General features: G+C 65.1%; 12 protein-coding genes. 9 read left to right on the top strand and 3 right to left on the bottom strand.

The window, feature by feature from the left end:
* The first annotated feature begins 52 nt into the window (after positions 1-52).
* Positions 53-1,630 (top strand): aldehyde dehydrogenase (NADP(+)), encoded by a 1,578-nt coding sequence (locus RMET_RS04170; RefSeq protein WP_011515660.1) that lies wholly within the window; start codon positions 53-55, stop codon positions 1,628-1,630.
* Positions 1,631-1,734: 104 nt separating this feature from the next.
* Here the strand turns inward: RMET_RS04170 and alaS are convergent, their stop codons facing one another.
* The gene (gene alaS, locus RMET_RS04165; protein WP_029308285.1) at positions 1,735-4,359 is read right to left on the bottom strand and encodes an alanine--tRNA ligase; all 2,625 of its coding nucleotides are present in this window, start codon (positions 4,357-4,359) and stop codon (positions 1,735-1,737) included.
* Positions 4,360-4,608: 249 nt separating this feature from the next.
* Here alaS and RMET_RS04160 point away from each other — a divergent pair, with 249 nt between their 5' ends.
* The 3 genes from RMET_RS04160 (at position 4,609) to RMET_RS04150 (ending at position 7,491) form a co-directional block, all read left to right on the top strand.
* Entirely contained in the window at positions 4,609-5,829 is a 1,221-nt protein-coding gene (locus RMET_RS04160; protein ID WP_008647133.1) for a CaiB/BaiF CoA transferase family protein, read from the top strand.
* 101 nt (positions 5,830-5,930) lie between these two features.
* The gene (locus tag RMET_RS04155; RefSeq protein WP_011515658.1) at positions 5,931-6,386 is read left to right on the top strand and encodes a DUF2214 family protein; all 456 of its coding nucleotides are present in this window, start codon (positions 5,931-5,933) and stop codon (positions 6,384-6,386) included.
* Between the two features lie 97 nt (positions 6,387-6,483).
* On the top strand, positions 6,484-7,491 hold the full coding sequence (locus RMET_RS04150) for a tripartite tricarboxylate transporter substrate binding protein (protein WP_011515657.1): 1,008 nt from the start codon (positions 6,484-6,486) through the stop codon (positions 7,489-7,491).
* Here the strand turns inward: RMET_RS04150 and RMET_RS04145 are convergent.
* Complete coding sequence (locus tag RMET_RS04145) at positions 7,463-9,280, bottom strand: potassium/proton antiporter (RefSeq protein WP_011515656.1); 1,818 nt, start codon at positions 9,278-9,280, stop codon at positions 7,463-7,465. The genes RMET_RS04150 and RMET_RS04145 overlap by 29 nt on opposite strands.
* A 374-nt stretch (positions 9,281-9,654) precedes the next feature.
* On the opposite strand from RMET_RS04145, the gene RMET_RS04140 reads away from it, so the two are divergent.
* Positions 9,655-10,116 (top strand): tripartite tricarboxylate transporter TctB family protein, encoded by a 462-nt coding sequence (locus RMET_RS04140; protein WP_008647137.1) that lies wholly within the window; start codon positions 9,655-9,657, stop codon positions 10,114-10,116.
* 13 nt (positions 10,117-10,129) lie between these two features.
* Positions 10,130-11,632: a tripartite tricarboxylate transporter permease gene (locus RMET_RS04135; RefSeq protein ID WP_011515655.1), complete on the top strand. Its 1,503-nt coding sequence runs from the start codon at positions 10,130-10,132 to the stop codon at positions 11,630-11,632.
* Positions 11,633-11,739: 107 nt separating this feature from the next.
* Here RMET_RS04135 and RMET_RS04130 read toward each other — a convergent pair whose 3' ends face one another.
* Entirely contained in the window at positions 11,740-12,624 is an 885-nt protein-coding gene (locus RMET_RS04130) for a LysR substrate-binding domain-containing protein (protein WP_011515654.1), read from the bottom strand.
* 169 nt (positions 12,625-12,793) lie between these two features.
* Between RMET_RS04130 and RMET_RS04125 the strand changes: the two genes are divergently transcribed.
* From RMET_RS04125 to RMET_RS04115, 3 genes are all read left to right on the top strand, one after another.
* The gene (locus RMET_RS04125; protein WP_011515653.1) at positions 12,794-13,771 is read left to right on the top strand and encodes a Bug family tripartite tricarboxylate transporter substrate binding protein; all 978 of its coding nucleotides are present in this window, start codon (positions 12,794-12,796) and stop codon (positions 13,769-13,771) included.
* 78 nt (positions 13,772-13,849) lie between these two features.
* Positions 13,850-15,475 (top strand): gamma-glutamyltransferase, encoded by a 1,626-nt coding sequence (gene ggt / locus RMET_RS04120; protein WP_011515652.1) that lies wholly within the window; start codon positions 13,850-13,852, stop codon positions 15,473-15,475.
* 323 nt (positions 15,476-15,798) lie between these two features.
* Entirely contained in the window at positions 15,799-16,659 is an 861-nt protein-coding gene (locus RMET_RS04115; protein ID WP_029309988.1) for a PhzF family phenazine biosynthesis protein, read from the top strand.
* The last annotated feature ends 4 nt before the right edge of the window (positions 16,660-16,663 follow it).

Below are 16,663 nucleotides of genomic sequence, written 5' to 3'. Positions count from 1 at the left end.
CGGCCACGCTGGCCGCCATGCCAATCCCTCCTCACCCGCAGGACCCAAGATCATGACGATTACCGGCGAAATGCTGATCGGCGCGAGCGCCGTGCGCGGCACAGAAGAGACGTTTTACGGAATCAACCCGGCCACCGGCGAGCAACTCGAACCGGCATTCCACAGCGGCAATGCCAACGACGTCGAGCGCGCCTGCGTGCTGGCGGAGGCGGCGTTCGATGCCTATCGCGCCACCACGCCCGAACAACGTGCCCAGTTCCTGGAGTCGATTGCCGACGCCATCGAAGCCATTGGCGACGAACTGATCCAGCGCGCGCACGCCGAAACGGCGCTGCCGCTCGCCCGCCTCCAGGGCGAGCGCGGCCGAACCACCGGCCAATTGCGCCTGTTCGCCCGGGTGCTGCGCGACGGCCGCTGGCAGGATGCCACGCTCGACAGCGCCCTGCCCGAGCGCACCCCGCCGCGCCCCGACCTGCGGATGCAGAAGATCGCGGTCGGTCCCGTGGCCGTGTTCGGCGCCAGCAACTTCCCGCTGGCGTTCTCGGTGGCCGGCGGCGACACGGCGTCCGCGCTGGCCGCCGGTTGTCCGGTGGTTGCCAAGGCTCACCCCGCTCACCCCGGCACTTCCGAACTGGTTGGCCGCGCCATCCAGAAGGCCGTGGCCGACAGCGGTCTGCCTGAAGGCGTGTTCTCGCTCATAATGGGTGTCGGTAATGCGATCGGCACGGCGCTGGTTGCCCACCCTGCCATCCAGGCGGTCGGGTTCACCGGATCACGCACCGGTGGGCTGGCCCTGATGAACGTGGCCAACACGCGCCCGCAGCCGATCCCGGTCTATGCCGAGATGAGCAGCATCAACCCCGTATACCTGCTGCCCGAAGCCTTGGCCGCGCGCGGCGAACAGATTGCCCGCGACCTGATCGACTCGCTGGTGCTCGGCGTCGGCCAGTTCTGCACGAACCCCGGCCTGCTGCTGGCCATCGAAGGTCCGGCCCTCGAGGCATTCCGCGCGACGGCCCTGGCCGCGCTGACGGGCAAACCCGCCGCCACCATGCTGACGCCGGGCATCCACCAGGCGTTCGAACGTGGCGTCACGCAACTCTCCGATATCGCCGGGCTCTCGCGTGCGGCCTGCGGACTGGATGCGACGGGCCCGAACCAGGCGCGCCCGGTATTCTTCGAGACCTCGGCGGAGCAGTTCATTGCCGACCACCGCATGCACGTCGAAGTCTTCGGCCCGTCCACGGTACTGGTCACCTGCAAGGATGCCGAGACGCTGCTAGCCGTGACGCGCATCCTGGAAGGCCAGCTCACCGCCACGGTGCAGGCAGATGCCGGCGACCACGCACTGGCGGCCCGCTTGCTCCCCGCGCTGGAGCGCAAGGTCGGTCGTGTGCTGTTCAATGGCTTCCCGACCGGCGTGGAAGTGTCGTTCGCGATGGTCCACGGTGGCCCGTTCCCGGCCACGTCGGACACGCGCACAACCTCGGTAGGCGCTAGCGCGATCGACCGGTTCCTGCGTCCGGTGTGCTACCAGAACGTGCCGGCGGACCTGCTGCCGCAAGCGGTGCGGGACAGCAACCCGCTAAACCTGTGGCGACTGAAGGACGGCGAACTCGGCCGCGCCTGATCTGTCGACTTCGCAATAAAAAACGGCTGCTCACGCAGCCGTTTTTTATTTCTCGAGAAAGGCCTTCCGTTACGGGAGGCCTTTCTCATTGATGCCGACGGGGATCAGACCTTCGCCGACACCCACTCCGTCACGCCAGCCAGCGCCTTCGGCAGATTTGCCGGATCGGTGCCGCCTGCCTGGGCCATGTCCGGACGGCCACCGCCCTTGCCGCCTACTTGCTGGGCAACGAAGTTGACCAGTTCGCCGGCCTTGACCTTCGACGTGGCGTCGGCAGTCACACCCGCGATCAGGCTCACCTTGCCGTCAGCCACAGCCGCCAGCACGATGGCCGCGCTCTGCAGCTTGTCCTTGAGCTTGTCCATCGTTTCGCGCAGCGTCTTCACGTCGGCGCCGTCGAGCTGGGCAGCCAGCACCTTCAGGCCCTTGACGTCCACGGCCTGCGCGGCGAGTTCATCGCCTTGCGACGAAGCCAGCTTGCTCTTGAGCTTTTCCAGTTCCTTCTCGAGCGCGCGAACCTGGTCCTGCACCTGGCCGATGCGCGGCACCAGCTCCGAAGGCTGCGCGCGCAGCGCGGCGGCGGCTTCGTTGAGACGGGCGTCGAGCGATTGCAGGTAGTGCAGCGCGTTGTCGCCGGTGATCGCCTCCACGCGGCGGATACCAGCGGCCACGCCAGCTTCCACGACGATCTTGAACAGGCCGATATCGCCGGTGCGGGTCACGTGCGTGCCGCCGCACAGTTCCTTCGAGGTACCGATTGACAGCACACGCACATCGTCAGCGTACTTCTCGCCAAACAGTGCCATCGCGCCGCTCTTGACCGCGTCGTCGAACGGCATGACCTGCGCCACGGTCGGCGCATTGCTCAGGATCTCGGCGTTGACGATCTCTTCGATCTGGCGGATCTGCGCGTCGGTCAGCGGCGCGTTGTGCGAGAAGTCGAAGCGGGTCTTGTCCGGATCGACCAGCGAGCCCTTCTGCTGCACATGGGTGCCCAGCACTTCGCGCAGCGCCTTGTGCATCAGGTGGGTAGCCGAGTGGTTGCGCACGGTGCGGGCGCGGCGGACCGCGTCGACCTGTGCCGCTACGGTATCGCCCACCTTGAGCGCGCCATTGGCCAGCGTGCCCTGATGACCGAACACGTCGGACTGGATCTTGGTGGTATCCGCCACGGCGAACACGGCCGGGCCCGACACCAGCGTGCCCTGATCGCCCACCTGACCGCCCGACTCGGCATAGAACGGCGTGTTGTCCAGCACAACTACACCGCTCTGGCCCGGCTGCATCGTGTCGACCGATGCGCCATCAACGTACAACGCGGTCACACGCACGCCATCCATCGAGAGCGCGTCGTAGCCGTGGAACACGGTCTTCTCGCCCGAGTATTCGAGGCCTGCGGCCATCTTGAACTTGCCGGCCGCACGGGCCTGTTCGCGCTGGCGGGTCATCGCGGCGTCGAACGCCGCTTCGTCCACCGTGATCTCCTGCTCGCGCGCCACGTCCTGCGTCAGGTCGAGCGGGAAGCCGAACGTATCGTGCAGCTTGAACGCCAGTTCGCCGTCGAGCACCTTGCCGCCCTTGGCCTTCAGGTCCGCCACGGCGGCGTCGAGGATCGACATGCCGTTTTCGATGGTTTCGAAGAAGCGCTCTTCCTCGGCCTTCAGCACTTCCACCACGCGCGACTGGGCTTCGGCCAGTTCCGGATAGGCTTCGCCCATCTGCGCGACGAGGTCGCCCACGAGCTTGTGGAAGAACGGCGTCTTCTGACCGAGCTTGTAGCCATGACGAATCGCGCGGCGCACGATACGGCGCAGCACATAGCCACGGCCCTCGTTGCCCGGAATCACGCCGTCGACGATCAGGAACGAGCAGGCGCGGATGTGGTCGGCGATGACCTTCAGCGAATTCTGGTTCAGGTCCGCGATATGCGTTTCACGGCCGGCACCCTTGATCAGTGCCTGGAACAGATCGATCTCGTAGTTGCTGTGCACGTGCTGCAGCACGGCGGCAATACGCTCCAGGCCCATGCCGGTGTCCACGCACGGCTTGGGCAGCGGCGTCATGGTGCCCTGCTCGTCGCGGTTGAACTGCATGAACACCAGGTTCCAGATCTCGATGTAGCGGTCGCCGTCTTCTTCCGGCGATCCCGGGGGGCCGCCCCACACATCCGGGCCGTGGTCGTAGAAGATTTCCGAGCACGGGCCGCACGGGCCGGTGTCGGCCATCTGCCAGAAGTTGTCCGACGCGTAGCGCGCGCCCTTGTTGTCGCCGATGCGCACGATGCGGTCGGCCGGCACGCCCACTTCCTTGGCCCAGATGTCGTAAGCCTCGTCGTCCTCGGCGTAGACCGTGACCCAGAGCTTATCGGCGGGGAGCTGGTAGACCTTGGTCAGCAGTTCCCACGCGTACTGGATGGCCTCGCGCTTGAAGTAGTCGCCGAACGAGAAATTGCCCAGCATTTCGAAGAACGTGTGGTGACGTGCCGTGTAACCCACATTCTCGAGGTCGTTGTGCTTGCCGCCGGCGCGCACCGAGCGCTGCGACGACGTGGCGCGCACGTAGGGACGCTTGTCAGTGCCGAGGAACACGTCCTTGAACTGCACCATGCCCGAATTGGTAAACAGCAGCGTCGGGTCGTTCGCCGGCACCAGGCTGGACGAGCGGACCACCGTGTGGCCCTTCGACTCGAAGAACTGAAGGAACTTGCTGCGAATGTCGGAGACTTTCATGTTGTGCGGGCGCAGCCGGCGTCGAGGCACGGCGCAGTCAGTCAGGTTGGATTTGCAAACCGTTGATTATACGGGGAAGGCCCGTCCCGGGGCAGTGGTGGGCAGGTGTCCGTCGGCAAGCGCCCTGGCAGGCAGACGGCTGTCCGATTATCGCCCAAGGATCGTCCCTCGGGATTCCGCGCAGGGACATCGCCCGACTGCCCCGGTGATAGAGTGCTGGCTCTTTCGAACCTGCCTGCCGCCATCGCCATGGGAGCTTTAAGCCATCTTCGCGTCCTCGACCTGACCCGCGTGCTCGCGGGCCCGTGGTGCGCCCAGAATCTTGCCGATTTCGGCGCCGACGTGATCAAGATCGAGCGCCCAGGCGCCGGTGACGACACGCGCATCTGGGGCCCGCCCTGGCTCAAGACCCCCGAGGGTGAAGACACGGCCGAGGCCGCCTACTACCTGGCGGCCAACCGCAACAAGCGTTCGGTGACGTGCGACATCAGCACGCCGGAGGGGCAGCAACTCGTGCGCGACCTGGCCGCGCAGAGCGATGTGGTGCTCGAAAACTACAAGGTCGGACAACTCAAGAAGTATGGCCTCGATTATGAATCGCTCAAAGCGATCAAGCCGGACCTGATCTACTGCTCGGTCACCGGCTTCGGACAGACCGGCCCCTACGCCCAGCGTCCGGGCTACGATTTCATCATCCAGGGCATGGGTGGCTTCATGAGCATCACGGGCGAGCGCGACGACCTGCCCGGAGGCGGCCCGCAGAAAGCCGGCGTGGCGATCTCCGACCTCATGACGGGCCAGTACGCCACCATCGCCGTGCTGGCCGCACTGGCCCACCGCGACCGTACCGGCGAAGGCCAGTACATCGACATGGCGCTGCTGGACGTGCAGGTGTCGATGCTGGCGAACATGAACACCAACTACCTGGCCAGCGGCGTCCCGCCGAAGCGCTGGGGCAACGCGCACCCGAACATCGTCCCTTACCAGACGTTCCAGGCCGCCGATGGATGGCTCATCGTCGCGGTGGGCAACGACGGCCAGTTCCGCAAGTTCGTCACCGCCGGCGGCCGCCCCGAGTTGGCCGACGACCCGCGCTTCGCCACCAATCCGCAGCGCGTGGCGCACCGAGACGTGCTGGTACCGATCCTGGCCGAGATGGTGGCGCCGCGCACGCGTGAACAGTGGATTCTGGACCTCGAGCGTGCCAGCGTGCCATGCGGGCCGATCAACACGCTCGACGAGGTCTTCGAGAACGAGCAGGTGGTGGCGCGTGGCCTGCGCGTGGACCTGCCCCACCCCTCGGCCGGCACGGTCAAGCTGGTGGGCAGCCCGATGAAGATGAGCGCCACGCCGACCGAGGCGCTGCGCCATCCGCCGTTGCTTGGGGAGCACACGGATGTGGTGCTTGGCGAGACACTCGGCTACAGTGCCGAACACATCGCCGCCCTGCGCAACAAGGGCGTGGTCTGACCTGCCCCGCCCACGCTTTTCGCCATTGACTTGACCGCACCCGCTCCGGCGGGTGCGCGCAGCCGGTGATCATGACGTTTCCCCAACCCTGAGGAGAATGCATGCTGACCGACGCCTTGCTCGCGTTCCTGCACTTCACGGCGATTTTCGTCCTTGTCACGCTGATGGCCGCCGAGGCCGTCGTGCTGCGCCCGGACATGCCGCCTTCCGCCGTGCGCCGCCTGTCCCAATACGACTTCTTCTATTTCCTGTCGGCGATGGTGGTGCTGGCCACCGGGCTGTTGCGCCTGTTCTATGGCGCCAAGGGTGTGGACTTCTATCTGCACAACCCGTGGTTCCACGCCAAGATCACCGTGTTCGTGCTGATCGCGCTGGCCACGCTGCCACCGACGTTTGCCTTCGCGCGGTGGCGCAAGCAGTCGCTCAAGCTGCCAGAGTTCGTGCCGACTCCGGCCGAAATCAAGAAGGTGCGCCGCTGGGTCATGATCGAAGCGCACGCGTTCATCCTGCTACCGCTTTGCGCGGTGATGATGGCGCGCGGCATCGGCATCCACTGACACCTCGACGGGCCGCGTCCTGCCGCGGCCTCCGGCCAGTCGCACCCGCGCTGGCCATCCGCTTTCCTCCCGCTTTCCTCCATTCATCCACTGACTTATGTTGAAGACCCTGCTCTCCGCCGCGATGGGCGCCGCAATGGCCGCCACGCTGGCCTTTGCCGCACCGGCCAGCGCCGCCAGCAACTGGCCCACCAAGCCGATCCGCTTCGTCGTGCCCTACCCGGCCGGCGGCCCGCTCGACACCGTAGCGCGCGCCATCGGCGAAAAGCTGCGCGATAGCCTCGGTCAGCCCGTGGTGGTGGAGAACCGGCCCGGCGCGGGCGGAAATCTTGGCGCGGACTTCGTGGCCAAGCAGCCCGCCGACGGCTACACGATCGTGATGGGCGCGGTGGCCACCCATGCGATCAATCCGACGCTGTTCGCCAAGATGCCGTATGACCCGGTCAAGGATTTCACGCCGATCACGCTCGTGGCCGACGTGCCGAACGTGCTCGTGATGCACCCTGGCAAGGCCGCCGAACTGCACATCAATACCGTGCGCGATCTGGTCGAATACGCGCGTAAGCATCCGGGCAAGCTCGACTACGCGTCGGGTGGCAACGGCAGCGCCGGACACCTGTCGGGCGAGCTGTTCAAGAGCATGGCGCATGTCAGCATGGTCCATATCCCGTACAACGGCGCGGCGCCCGCGCAGATGTCGGTGCTGTCGGGCCAAACCGACCTGATCTTCGACAACCTCGCGTCGGCGTCGGCCAACATCAAGGCGGGCAAGCTCAAGGCGTTCGCGGTCACCACGGCCAGCCGTGCGGCTGCATTCCCGGAACTGCCGACGATTGCCGAAGCCGGCAAGGGACTGGGCCTGGAGAACTTCGATATCTCCACGTGGTTCGGCGTGCTCGCACCGGCCGGCACCCCGCGCGACATCGTCGATCGGCTCAATCGCGACATCGTGGCGATCCTGAAGACCGACGACATGAAGGCGAAGCTGGCACGCATTGGCGCGCAGCCGGCGCCGACCACGCCTGACCAGTTCGCCACCCTGATCCAGCGCGAACTGAAGAAGTACAGCCAGATCGTCAAGGTTTCCGGCGCGAAGGTCGACTGACCCGGTCCAGCCCCGGCCGTGCCCGGTGACGCCGGCGCCAGCGATGGTTAGTGCCATCGCCAGCGCCCGCCGCCACCGGGCGCGGCAGCAGCAATCCCACCTGCACGATGCGGGGCCCGTCCATGCGGGTCACCGTCAGCCGCAAGCCGGCAATCTCCAGCGCATCCCCCTCTACCGGCGGCGACCGGAACACTGCCAGCATCGCCTGTTCGAGCGTGCTCAACTGCTCGTGCGGCAGCAGCGCCCGGGTGCCATAGAGCGCGGCGACATCGGCCAGACTCGCCTGTCCGGCAAGCAGAAAATCGTAGGTCACCTGGTCCCAGGCAGGCGGGGGTCCTGACGTCAGGAACAGGCGAGAAAGCACCGGCAGAACACCGCCAGGCGCCAGCACCGAGACGGTATCGCCAGCACGCAGGATGGCGCGGTCGAGCGGCACCAGCGCCCCGTCACGCGCCACGGTCATCAGGCGGCTGCGCATTGGCAATTCGAGTTGGTCCGCGCGCAAGCTGTCCACCGGTGAATTAGCGGCCACCTCGAACTGCATCAACTCCAGTGCCGGCGCCTGGGTGCCGCGCATCCGCTCACGCGATAGCGGTTCGTTGTAGAGCGGCCGCAGCACGCGCGCCAGCCGTGCAGCCAGGGCGACCGTGGTGCCCTGGCACAGCAGGCTGGCCAGCACCACCGCGAACGCCACGCGAAACAGCAACCCCGAATCCTTCATGCCCTGCAGCATCGGGAACAACGACAGCACGATCGGCACCGCGCCGCGCAACCCCACCCACGCCACGAAACCCTTCTCGCGCGCGTTGAACCGGAACGGCAGCAACGAGATCCAGACGGATACGGGCCGCGCCACGCACATCAGAAACAACGCCACGGCCGCGGCGGGCAGCGCGATGTCCCAGATCCGGTGCGGAGACACCAGCAGCCCAAGCAGCAGGAACATCGCCGACTGCGCCAGCCAGGCCATGCCATCCATCGCCCGCATCGTGTCGCCGCCGACCGCGTGTTCCCGGTTGCCGACGATCATCCCGGTCAGGTAGACCGCCAGGAAGCCACTGCCGCCGGCAGTCTGCACGATCGCCCAGACCATGCAGCCGCCCGAACAGACCAGAATGGCCTGCAGGCCCTCGGCCACGTTGACGCGTTCCATCACGTTGGCCAGACAGTAGCCCAGCGCCGCGCCAAGTATCCCGCCCACCCCGAACTGCACGACCAGCCGCGTCACCAGCGCGCCGGGCGACAGCCCCTGCGGCGAGGTGATCCACTCGATCAACGTCAGGGTCAGGAAGATCGCCATGGGATCGTTGATACCCGACTCGATCTCGAGCACGCTGGCCACGCGCTCCGTGAGCCGCACACCGCTACCGTTGAGCAGGGAGAAGACGGCGGCGGCATCGGTGGAGCCTACGATGGCGCCTAGCAACAGCCCGAGCTTCCAGTCGATCCCGAGCAACCAGGAAGCAAACGCGCCGACCAGCACCGCCGTGATGACCACCCCCAGCGTGGCCAGGGACAAGGACGGCCGCAGCGCCACGCGGAAGGTGGCAAGGCGCGTGCGCAAGCCCCCATCGAGCAGGATCACGGCCAGCGCGATATTGCCCACCAGGAAGCTGAGCCAGGTGTTGGAGAAGCGGATGCCACCGGGGCCGTCGACCCCGGCCGCCATGCCTACGCCCAAGAAGACCAGCAGGAACGGGACACCGAAGCGCGACGAGAAAACCCCAAGCAGGATGCCCGCCGTCATCACGACGGCACCGAGCAGAATGGCGTGGTCAATGCTTTCCATCCCGTGGCTCCCCGTACCGTCTTACCGTCGATATACCGACCGGTTCTGTCGATGATAGTGCACGCCGAGGCCGGCTCCACGCCCTGCTGCCGGACGTCCAATCTCCCGTTCGCCTCGCGATTTCCCTTGCATCGTCAACGACTTACGTCCGCCTTTCGAACAGCTTTCGGACGTATGCCTAGGGACATACCCTGAGGATGCACCCAAATGCAGACATATGAAAGGTAGCTGAAAGGATGCACTTTTAACTTCCACCCTGCCCGCGACGGGGAGTGTCGCAGGGCCGTGGGTGACGTGCACCCGCGACCCAGTTGACAGGCCGGTTTTCCGGCACGTCGCGTCAAGTTCAAGCAAGTCAATCGAGGAGAATCATTTTGCGCATACGCAGCCAAAAGGACTTTGCCTCCGGCCTGATGTTCATTCTGGTCGGTCTGGGCTTTTCCTTCGTCGCCCGTGGCTATTCCATGGGAACAGCCGCCAAGATGGGACCGGGGTACTTCCCGTTCTGGCTCGGCATCGTGCTCGCCCTGCTGGGCGCGCTGGTACTGTGGGGTTCGCTGTCGTCCAAGGCGGCGCAAGACAGCCTGGAACGCTGGGATATCAAGATCCTGCTGTGGATCCTGGGTGCGGTCGTGCTGTTCGGCCTGCTGCTCAAGCCGCTCGGCATGGTGCTGTCGGTCGTGGTGCTGGTGCTGGTTTCCTCGATGGCCAGCCATGAATTCAGCTGGAAGGGTGCCGTTCTGAACGCGATCATCCTCGTGCTGATCAGCATGGGCGCCTTCGTGTACGGCATCAACCTGCAGATGCCGGTGTGGCCGGCTTTCCTGGCAAGCTAAGGAGACGGGCCTCATGGAACTGTTAGACAACCTCGGACTGGGCTTTGCAACCGCCCTGTCACTGCAAAACCTCGCCTACGCATTCCTGGGCTGCGTGCTCGGGACGCTGATTGGTGTGCTGCCGGGCCTCGGGCCTCTGGCCACCATCGCCATGCTGCTGCCGGTGACGTACACGCTGCCGCCGGTGGCTGCGCTGATCATGCTGGCCGGTATCTACTACGGCGCGCAGTACGGTGGGTCGACCACCGCCATTCTGGTGAACCTGCCTGGTGAATCATCATCAGTGGTGACCACGATCGACGGCTACCAGATGGCGCGTCGTGGCCGTGCCGGTGTGGCACTGGCTACCGCCGGTCTCGGCTCGTTCTTCGCTGGCTGCGTGGCTACCCTGATCCTGGCCGCGTTTGCCGCGCCGCTGTCGGAACTGGCGTTCAAGTTCGGTCCCGCCGAGTACTTCTCGCTGATGGTGCTGGGTCTGATCGGCGCCGTGGTGCTGGCTTCGGGCTCGCTGTCGAAGGCCGTGGCGATGATCGTGCTGGGCCTGTTGCTGGGTCTGGTCGGTACCGACGTGAACTCGGGCGCTGCGCGCTTCTCGTTCGACGTACCTGAACTGACCGACGGCCTGAACTTCGTGTCGGTGGCGATGGGTGTATTCGGCTTCGCGGAAATCATCGCGAACCTGGAGCAAAAGGAAGCCCGCGAAACCTTCACGGACAGCGTGACGAACCTGTTCCCGACCAAGGAAGACTTCAAGCGCATGATTCCGGCGGTGCTGCGTGGCACGGCGCTGGGTTCGGCGCTGGGTATCCTGCCGGGTGGTGGTGCAGCGCTGGCTTCGTTCGCCGCGTACTCGCTGGAAAAGAAGACGTCGAAGTTCTCGCACGAGTTCGGCAAGGGTGCGATCGAAGGCGTGGCGGGTCCGGAATCGGCCAACAACGCCGCTGCCCAGACCTCGTTCATCCCGCTGCTGACGCTGGGCATTCCGCCCAACGCCGTGATGGCGCTGATGGTCGGTGCGATGACGATCCACAACATCCAGCCTGGTCCGCAGGTGATGAGCAGCAACCCTGCGCTGTTCTGGGGCCTGATCGCCTCGATGTGGATCGGCAACTTCATGCTGATCATCCTGAACCTGCCGATGATCGGCGTGTGGGTGAAGCTGCTCAAGGTGCCGTACCGCTTCCTGTTCCCGGCGATCCTGACGTTCTGCTGCATCGGCGTGTACTCGGTCCAGAACACCACGTTCGACGTGTTCCAGACCGCGGCCTTCGGCGTGATCGGCTACCTGTTCATCAAGCTGAAGTGCGAACCCGCACCGCTGCTGCTGGGCTTCGTGCTCGGACCGATGATGGAAGAGAACTTCCGCCGCTCGCTGCTGCTGTCGCGTGGTGACTTCAGCGTGTTCGTGACGCGCCCGCTGTCGCTGGGTCTGCTGATCGGCGCGGCAGTGCTGGTGCTGATCGTGGCCATGCCGTCGATCAAGGCCAAGCGCGAAGAAGCATTCCAGGAAGAGTAAGGCCTCCGGTCTCAGCTTCCGCTGTAAAGGAAGGGCGCCCATTGCGGCGCCCTTTTTTCATTCCGGCACCGCAGCAATGCGGCGTTCAGGGGGAATTCAGGCGACGTTCAGGCCGCGAACAACTCGGCACACGCAGCGCGGATCGCCTCGGTCACGTGCGCGCGGCCGTGATCGCGCCGCTCCAGCATGCCGATGGTGCGGACCATTGGCTCGCCATCGGCCTGCAACGGCAGGATGCGCAGCGCCTCGTCTTCCTGCCAGCGGGCACGTTTTAGCAGCGGCACCACGGTCACCCCCACCTCCTGACGCACGAGTTCCACCAAGGCCTCGATCGAATTCAGTTCGAGAAACTCGTTGGTGCGCAGATGCGCGCGGCGGAGCGCGCGCTCCACCAGCACGCCAGTACGCTGGGTGCGATCGAACCGCAGGAACGGGTTGGCCGCCAGCGCCTGACGCGCCGTATCGCCGTCGCTGCCCCGCGAGGCGATGGCCACCAGCGGCTCGTCATAGAGGGGCGTCCAGCGCAGCACCCCGGATGGGCGCGCCATGCCTTCGACCAGAAACGCCGCATCGAGCTCGCCGCCCTCCACCATCGTCGCCAGTTCGATCGACTTCGCGCCGATAAGCCGGACATCAAGCGCCGCGTGCGTGCGCTTGAGCCGCGCCACAACATGCGACAGCCCCCCCATCACCGACACCACCGCGCCGACCGCCACAGCCCCCGCCATCGCATCGGACCCTGAAAGTGGCAGCCGCATCTCCTCATAGAGATCCAGCAGCCGCCGCGCCATGGGCAGCAATTCCCGGCCATCGGCATTGAGCACTGCCACGCGCCCGCTGCGATCGAACAGTTCGCGCCGCAATTCCTCCTCCAGGGAGCGCATCTGCAGGCTCACTGCCGCCTGGGTCAGCGCCACCTGACCGGCGGCAGCGGCGAACGAGCCATGCTCGGCCACGGCTACGAAGGTCCTTAGAAAGCGGATTGTGCTCATGGGGTGCTCATTGAATGCATATGGGTCGCTGGCCTCCTTGCTCGATTCACAAGTTTTTCTTGTGGATCAGGCAAGGAATATTAACTTTCATTATGTCGACCGGCGCGGAATAATTTTGGGTTGCTGCCCAGAAGAGATGTGCCGTACCCATCCGCACCGGAGAAGAGAAATGAAAACCTGGCTTCGCCTGTTTGGCGTCGGCCTTGCCACAAGCCTGACCCTGGCTGCTGCCCCGTCGCACGCAGAGAACTATCCCAGCAAGCCGATCCGGCTGATCGTGCCCTTCCCGGCCAGCGGTGCCACTGACCTGCTGGCGCGCGCCATTGCCCAGAAAGTGGGCACGAGCATGGGCCAGCAGATCGTTGTGGACAACCGGCCCGGCGCCGGCGGCGCGATCGGCTCGGACATGGCGGCCAAGGCGCCCGCCGACGGCTACACACTGCTGATCGCCACGACCAGCACGCACTCGATCGGCCCGTACATCAACACCCATCTGCCCTACAACACCGAGACGGACTTCACGCCGATCGGCCAGGTGGCCACGGCCACCAACGTGCTGGTGGTGCCGAACTCGCTGCCGGTGAAGAACGTCAAGGAACTGATCGACTACGCGAAAAAGCATCCGGGCGAATTGAACTACGCATCGAGTGGCAACGGCACGGTCGTGCATCTGACCGCCGAAGCATTCAAGGCCCAGGCCGGTGTGTTCATCACGCATATTCCGTACCGTGGCACGGCGCTGGCGGTGCCTGACCTGATCTCGAACAAGGTGCAGATCCTGTTCGACAGCATCGTGTCCGGCATGCCGCACGTGAAGAACGGCAAGCTGAAAGGGCTGGCCGTGACCAGCATGAAGCGCTCGCCGCTGGCTCCGGACCTGCCGACGGTCAACGAATCGGGGCTGCCCGGATTCGAATCGGACACGTGGTTCGGTATCTATGGCCCCAAGGGCCTGCCGGCAGATATCGTCAACCGCCTGAATAGCGAGTTCAACAAGGCCATCCAGTCGCAGGACGTCAAGGAGCGCCTGGCCAAGCTCGGCGCCGAGCCCGTTGGCGGCACGCCGGCGCAGTTCGCCGCGATGGTGAAGAAGGACAGCGCCCGCTGGGGCAAGCTGATCAAGGATCGGAAGATCCAGGTGGATTGATTCTTTGATCCCCAATTTTGCTCTGCTCTCCTGCGCGATGGGAGCGCAGAGAAAACACTAGGCATAGCGAGAGACACCATGCAGAACTTCAACTGGACCAACCCCTACCCCACCGTGCGCATTCCGCTGTTCGCGCGCAACGTTGTGTCGACCTCGCATCCGCTGGCGGCCCAGGCCGGCCTGCGGATGCTGCTCAAGGGTGGCAACGCAGTGGACGCCGCGATTGCCGCCGCCGCGGCGATCACGCTGGTGGAACCGGTGTCGTGCGGCCTGGGCAGCGATGCCTTCGCGATCCTGTGGGACGGCAAGCAACTGCACGGCCTGAATTCGTCGGGCGTGGCACCGGCCGCGTGGAATCCGGACTACTTCAAGAACAAGTACGGCGCCGATGGCAACGGCCTTGCGAACCGGCCGATCCGTGGCTGGGATTCGGTCACCGTGCCTGGTGTCATCGCCGGCTGGGCCGCGCTGCACGAACGCTTCGGCAAGCTGCCGTTCGAAGACCTGATGGAACCCGCGATCGAGATCGCGGAACGTGGCTATGCAGTGCCGCCGGTGGTTGCGCACAAGTGGGCCGCCGCCGTGCCGGACCTCAAGAGCCAGCCCGGCTTTGCCGACACGTTCATGCCGAATGGCCGCGCGCCGGCTGTCGGCGAGAAGTTCTTGTTCAAGGATGCCGCAGACACGCTGCGCAAGATCGGCGCCACTGGCGGCCGTGCGTACTATGAAGGCGAAATCGCCGAGAAGATCGCCGCGTTCAGCAAGGCATGCGGTGGCGCGATGACGCTCGACGATCTGCGCAACTACCGCCCCGAGTGGGTCACGCCGATCAGCAAGTCCTACCGTGGCTACGAAGTGCACGAGATTCCGCCGAACGGCCAGGGCATTGCCGCGCTGATGGCGCTGGGTATCCTCGATCAGTTCGACGTCGGCTCGCTGCCGGTGGATTCGGTCGACTCGCAGCACCTGCAGATCGAGGCGATGAAGCTTGCCTTCGCGGACCTGTACCGCTACGTGGCCGATCCGCGCAGCATGGAGGTCACGCCCGAGCAGATGTTGGACGAGGCCTACCTGAAGTCCCGCGCCAAGCTGATCGACATGCAACGCGCGACGCATTTCAACTTCGGCATGCCCCGCACGGGCGGCACGATCTACCTGACCGCGGCAGACGAGAACGGCATGATGATCTCGTTCATCCAGTCGAACTACATGGGCTTCGGTTCCGGCGTCGTGGTGCCGGGCACCGGCATCAGCCTGCAGAACCGTGGCGTTGGATTCTCGATGGATCCGAAGTCGGCCAACGTGGTGGAAGGCGGCAAGCGCCCGTTCCACACGATTATCCCGGCCTTCCTGACCAAGCAAGGCAAGCCGGTGATGAGCTTCGGCGTCATGGGCGGCGATATGCAACCGCAAGGTCATCTGCAAACCGTTGTGCGCATGCTCGATTACAACCAGCAACCGCAGGCTGCCTGCTGCGCACCGCGCTGGAAGGTCAACCGCGACTTCACGCTGGACGTTGAAGGCACCATGGACCCGAACACCGTGGCCGGGCTCAAGGAGCGCGGCCACAAGCTCAAATCCGTGGAAGACCCGTATATGGACTTCGGCTCCGGCCAGTTCATCTGGCGTTTGTCGGACGATGCCGAGCAAGGCTATGTGGCCGCCAGCGACAGCCGCCGCGACGGTCAGGCCGTGGGCTTCTGAGGCAGAGGTTTAGTTGTACCGCTGTAGGTAGTACGTAGTAGAAGTCCTGCGAGGCGCCATGGGGAAACCCATGGCGCCTATTTTCATTCCGGGATTGCCACGCTTAGTACTCAATACACCGGCAGGCTCAGGAAGCGCTCGATCGCCACGGCATCGGCGATATCGATGCAGAACGCGCCAATCGTAGTTCGCTCAAATGCGCGCGCCGCTTGCATCAGGTCCCGACTGCAACTGTTCCGCTGCATTCGCGTGAAACTGTGCATGGCATGGCGTGGAGGCTCCCGTACACTTGCCGAGTCGCTGATTTCTGGAAAGCCGCCCCCATGCCTACTTTTGCCTACCGAATCGTCAACGTATTCGCCGAGTCCACCTTCGGCGGCAATCCCCTGTGTGTGTTCGAGGACGCGCGCGGACTCGATGACGCGACCATGCAGGCGCTGGCCCTGCAGTTCAACTTGTCGGAGACCACCTTCGTGCTCCCATCCGACAACGCCAACGCCGCCGTGCGCATATTCACGCCGGGATACGAGATGCGCTTCGCAGGCCATCCGACGCTTGGCACGGCGCACGTAGTACGGGACCTGATGAAAACGGGTGACGCGCTTTCGCTCGAATTCAAGGCCGGCGTGGTCCCGGTCACGGCCAAGGGTGACCGCTGGACACTGACCGCGCCGCACACGGGCGCGCCGAAGACCGCCCCGGCGGGCCTGCCGGATGCCGAGATGGCATCGTTGCTGGGCCTGACCATGGACGATCTTGCCGGATCACCGATGTGGGTCGACACCGGCGCCGACCAATTGCTGGTCCCCGTGAAGACGCCCGACGCAGTACGTCGCGCACAACCGGACAGCAGCCGGCTCGATCGCTGGCCGCAAAGCAGCCTGGGCCGCAAGACCGCCTATGTCTTTGCATTCGACCCGGAACAGCCAGGCAAGGCACTCGTGCGGTATTTCTTCACCAAGCAAGGCGGCGGCGTAGCGGAAGACCCAGGCACTGGCTCCGCTTGCGCCAACCTGGGCGGATGGCTCGTAGCAACGGGCCACCAGTTGCCCGCCAGCTACGAGGTGGACCAGGGCGAGTTCGTCGATCGCCGCTGCCGGCTGGACCTGAACGTGACCACCGAGGGCGCGATTCGCGTGGGCGGCCGCGTGATCGAACTCGGTCGCGGCACCGTGACACTCTGACAAG

This window comes from Cupriavidus metallidurans CH34 (assembly GCF_000196015.1).
Taxonomy (GTDB): Bacteria; Pseudomonadota; Gammaproteobacteria; order Burkholderiales; family Burkholderiaceae; genus Cupriavidus; species Cupriavidus metallidurans.
The sequence above is the reverse complement of the archived record's forward strand: the minus strand, read 5'-3'. Positions and strand labels throughout refer to the sequence as shown.

Excerpts from the sequence above, each read along its gene's own strand:
- RMET_RS04170 (WP_011515660.1), top strand. The coding sequence starts at position 53 with ATGACGATTACCGGCGAAATGCTGATCGGCGCGAGCGCCGTGCGCGGC.
- alaS (WP_029308285.1), bottom strand. The coding sequence starts at position 4,359 with ATGAAAGTCTCCGACATTCGCAGCAAGTTCCTTCAGTTCTTCGAGTCG.
- RMET_RS04160 (WP_008647133.1), top strand. The coding sequence starts at position 4,609 with ATGGGAGCTTTAAGCCATCTTCGCGTCCTCGACCTGACCCGCGTGCTC.
- RMET_RS04155 (WP_011515658.1), top strand. The coding sequence starts at position 5,931 with ATGCTGACCGACGCCTTGCTCGCGTTCCTGCACTTCACGGCGATTTTC.
- RMET_RS04150 (WP_011515657.1), top strand. The coding sequence starts at position 6,484 with ATGTTGAAGACCCTGCTCTCCGCCGCGATGGGCGCCGCAATGGCCGCC.
- RMET_RS04145 (WP_011515656.1), bottom strand. The coding sequence starts at position 9,280 with ATGGAAAGCATTGACCACGCCATTCTGCTCGGTGCCGTCGTGATGACG.
- RMET_RS04135 (WP_011515655.1), top strand. The coding sequence starts at position 10,130 with ATGGAACTGTTAGACAACCTCGGACTGGGCTTTGCAACCGCCCTGTCA.
- RMET_RS04130 (WP_011515654.1), bottom strand. The coding sequence starts at position 12,624 with ATGAGCACAATCCGCTTTCTAAGGACCTTCGTAGCCGTGGCCGAGCAT.
- RMET_RS04125 (WP_011515653.1), top strand. The coding sequence starts at position 12,794 with ATGAAAACCTGGCTTCGCCTGTTTGGCGTCGGCCTTGCCACAAGCCTG.
- ggt (WP_011515652.1), top strand. The coding sequence starts at position 13,850 with ATGCAGAACTTCAACTGGACCAACCCCTACCCCACCGTGCGCATTCCG.
- RMET_RS04115 (WP_029309988.1), top strand. The coding sequence starts at position 15,799 with ATGCCTACTTTTGCCTACCGAATCGTCAACGTATTCGCCGAGTCCACC.